Origin of the sequence: Mesorhizobium sp. M1143 (genome assembly GCF_040318435.1) — a bacterium.
Taxonomy (GTDB): domain Bacteria; phylum Pseudomonadota; class Alphaproteobacteria; order Rhizobiales; family Rhizobiaceae; genus Mesorhizobium.
This window is the reverse complement of sequence record NZ_JAMYMJ010000122.1, coordinates 1-3,708: the sequence shown is the minus strand read 5'-3', so window position 1 is coordinate 3,708 and position 3,708 is coordinate 1. Positions and strand designations below refer to the sequence as shown.

The 3,708-nt window shown below is 65.7% G+C and carries 3 protein-coding genes and 1 pseudogene; all 4 read left to right on the top strand.

What is annotated here, in order from left to right:
• Positions 1-70: 70 nt before the first annotated feature.
• Positions 71-292: pseudogene (locus NKH35_RS30910) on the top strand (FAD binding domain-containing protein); the annotation flags it as partial.
• Positions 292-774 (top strand): (2Fe-2S)-binding protein, encoded by a 483-nt coding sequence (locus NKH35_RS30905; protein ID WP_023684040.1) that lies wholly within the window; start codon positions 292-294, stop codon positions 772-774. The pseudogene NKH35_RS30910 and the gene NKH35_RS30905, both read left to right, overlap by 1 nt.
• Entirely contained in the window at positions 771-3,035 is a 2,265-nt protein-coding gene (locus NKH35_RS30900; protein WP_023702785.1) for a xanthine dehydrogenase family protein molybdopterin-binding subunit, read from the top strand. The genes NKH35_RS30905 and NKH35_RS30900 overlap by 4 nt, the downstream gene beginning before the upstream one ends.
• A 24-nt stretch (positions 3,036-3,059) precedes the next feature.
• Positions 3,060-3,305, top strand: a complete 246-nt coding sequence (locus NKH35_RS30895) for a MoaD/ThiS family protein (protein WP_023684042.1) — start codon at positions 3,060-3,062, stop codon at positions 3,303-3,305.
• Positions 3,306-3,708 lie beyond the last annotated feature (403 nt).

Here is a 3,708-nt window from a genome sequence, read left to right as displayed (position 1 = left end):
GGGGGGCCGCGGGGGGGAGAGGCGGTGGCTCGCGGTGCGTCCCCGCCCCGCGGGGGGGGGGGGGGGGGGGGGGCGCGCGCCCCCGACCGTGCTTCTGGTGGAAGAAGCAGCCGAGGCTCTCATCGGCAGGAAGCTGGATGAGGCGGCACTTGAGCGGCTCGCCAAGGTCTGCGCCGGGGCCTGCCGCCCCATCGATGACAAGCGCGGAACGATCGAGTTCAGACGAAAAGTTGCGGGCGTGCTGGCCGGACGGGCCGCGACGACCGCCTACGCACGCGCAGGAGGCAAATGATGGCCGGTGTAGCAGTTTCAACGACAATCAACGGCGATCACGTCGAATACCTTTGCCAGCCCGACGAGACGTTGCTCGACGTCCTGCGCGATCGCCTCGGGCTGACCGGCGCCAAGGAAGGCTGCGGCACGGGCGACTGCGGCGCCTGCTCGATCATCCTCGACAACCGGCTGGTCTGCTCGTGCCTGGTGCTCGGCGCTGAAGCCGAAGGCCGGCATATCGAGACCGTCGAGGGCATGGCGCATGGCGATCAGTTACATCCGCTGCAGCAGAAATTCCTTGAGCATGCAGCGCTGCAATGCGGCATCTGCACGCCGGGCTTCCTGATCGCGGCGAAGGACCTTTTGGCCAAGAACCCCGATCCGACCGAGGAAGAAATCCGCTTCGGCCTCGCCGGCAACCTCTGCCGCTGCACCGGCTACGACAAGATCGTGCGCGCGGTCCAGGACGCGGCCAATGTGATGAAGGGAGCGCACGCATGAACTTCGATCCACGCTTTTCGGGCCGCAAATTCTCCTCCGTCGGCACGCGGCCTATCCGTCCCGACGGCGTCGACAAGGTGACGGGCCGCGCCCGCTACGGCGCCGACTTCAACATGGCGGGACAGCTGGTCGGGCGTGTCCTGCGCAGCCCACATGCGCATGCCAGGATCCTCAAGATCGACACTTCGAAAGCGGAAAAGCTCGCCGGCGTGAAAGCGGTGATCACCGCCGCCGACCTGCCCGATCTCACCGATGGCGACGCCGCCATGTACGACGTCCTCGACAATTGCATGGCGCGCGGCAAGGCGCTCTATGACGGCCACGCCGTGGCCGCGGTCGCCGCCGTCGATGCCCGCACGGCCAGGCAGGCGCTGAAGCTGATCGAGGTCGAGTACGAGCTGTTGCCGCATGTCACCGATGTCGACGAGGCGATGAAGCACACCGCGCCGTTGATCAACGACACGATCTTCACCGAGGGTCTCGAGGAAAAGCCGGCAAAGCCGTCCAACGTCACCAAGCGCAGCCAGTTTGGCCATGGCGATGTCCATCAGGGTTTCGGCCACGCCGATGTCATCGTCGAGCGCTCCTTCAAGACCGAGCAGACGCATCAAGGCTATATCGAGCCGCATGCCTGCGTGGCGAGCGTCTCGTCCGACGGCACCGCCGACCTCTGGGTCTGCACGCAGGGCCATTTCGTCTACCGCCAGCATTGCGCGCAACTGCTCGGGCTGGAAGCCTCGAAGCTGCGCGTCACCTCGTCTGAAATCGGCGGCGGCTTTGGCGGCAAGACCCACGTCTGGGCCGAACCGGTGGCGCTGGCGCTGTCGCGCAAGGCGGGACGGCCGGTGAAGCTCGTCATGACCCGCGACGAGGTGTTCCGCGCCTCGGGTCCGACCAGCGCCACCTCGATCGACGTGAAGATCGGCGCTCGCAAGGACGGCACCATCACCGCCGCCGAAGCGACGCTGCGCTACACCAGCGGTCCCTATGCCGGCACCTGGGCCGAGATCGGCGCCATGACGGCATTCGCCTGCTACAAGCTCGACAACGTCAAGACGGTCGGCTTCGAAGTGCTGGTCAACCGGCCGAAGACCGCGGCCTACCGCGCGCCCTCCGCACCGATGGCGGCTTTCGCGGTGGAAAGTGCCGTCGACGAGTTGGCCAAGGAACTCGGCATGGACCCGGTCGAGTTCCGCATCAAGAACGCCGCGCAGGAAGGCACCCGCTCTTCCTACGGCCCGGTCTACGGCCCGATCGGCATCGGCCCGACGCTGGAGGCGGCCAAGCACCATCCGCACATGAAGGCGCCGCTGGGCAAGAACCAGGGACGCGGCATGGCTTGCGGCTTCTGGTTCAATTTCGGTGGCCAGACCTGCGTGGACCTGAACATCGGCATGGACGGCTCGGTGTCGCTGGCCGTCGGCACGGTGGACGTTGGCGGTTCGCGTGCGTCGCTGTCGCTGGTGGCGGCGGAGGAGCTCGGCATCGACTATGCCCAGCTCAAGGCGGTGGTCGCCGACACGTCCTCGCTTGGCTACAACGACATGACCGACGGCAGCCGGGGCACCTTCTCGTCCTCGATGGCGACCATCTCGGCCGCCCGCAACGCGATCAAGATCCTGCGTGAGCGCGCCGCCCAGACGTGGGACATCCCCGTCGACGACGTGGTCTGGGAAAACGGCCACGCCATCGCCAAGGGCGAAAAATACGGCAATCTTGCAGCCCTGTCGCTGAAGGAGATCGCCGCTGCTTCCGGCAAGACCGGCGGGCCGATCGCCGGCCACAGCGAGCTCGTCGCCGACGGCGCCGGCGTCTCCTTCGCCACCCATATATGCGACATCGAGGTCGACCCCGATACCGGCTCGACCAGGGTGATCCGCTACACGGTGATCCAGGATGCCGGCAAGGCGGTGCACCCGACCTATGTCGAGGGCCAGTACCAGGGCGGTGCCGCGCAAGGCATCGGCTGGGCGCTCAACGAGGAGTATATCTACGGCAAGGACGGGCGCCTGCAGAACGCAGGCTTCCTCGACTACCGCATCCCGGTCTGCTCGGACCTGCCGATGATCGACACGCAGATCCTCGAGATCCCCAACCCCAACCACCCCTATGGCGTGCGCGGCGTCGGCGAAACCTCGATCGTGCCGCCGCTGGCGGCGATCGCCAATGCGGTCTCCAACGCCGCCGGCGTACGCATGACCCACATCCCGATGTCGCCGCCACGGGTTCTCGCCGCGATCGAGGCGGAACGGGGAGGCTAGGGCAAAAATGAGGTTCTTGCCCTAATGGTCGAAGTGACGCTCTGGGGCGCGCTGGGCCAGCTCGCCGGCGGCCAGAGCAAGGTCGAGGTCGAGGCCAAGGACATAAGGGAGCTGTTCAGGAAACTGGCTGAACAGTATCCCGGCATCGAGCCCTGGATCGAGAAGGGCATCGCGGTGGCCATCGACGGGACGATCTATCGCGATACGTGGTCGAAGGAACTGCCGCCGGGGGCGGAGATTTTTCTGCTGCCGCGGCTGGCTGGGGGGTGAAGTGGGGGTGTCGCCCTACGTCCCAGAGCGGACCGGCATCCTCGGTCTGCGAACTTCAAGTGCAATGTCGGTCCTCGCCTAGATGCCAGTTTTGCTGACCGCGTCTTATCGGCGGCGGGTTGGCCAACAATCCAGAGAACCTGATCCGCTGGATTACTATCGGCAAGGGACATCAGTCCGCACACGGCTCTGAAGTGACTCGAGCGGGTCACCGTTTGACGGACAACACCGGCCCCTTTCTGGAGAGGCCGGCTATCGTTGATCCAGGATCATCAAGCTAGGTTTGGCGCTGAGACGTATCGGAAATTCGTTCGCGCACGGCATGCTCGGTCTTGTCTGCTGTGGACTTCACGATCTCGCCGAGCTGATCGGCTATCGTGTCTGCTTCCATATCTTGCCGGCC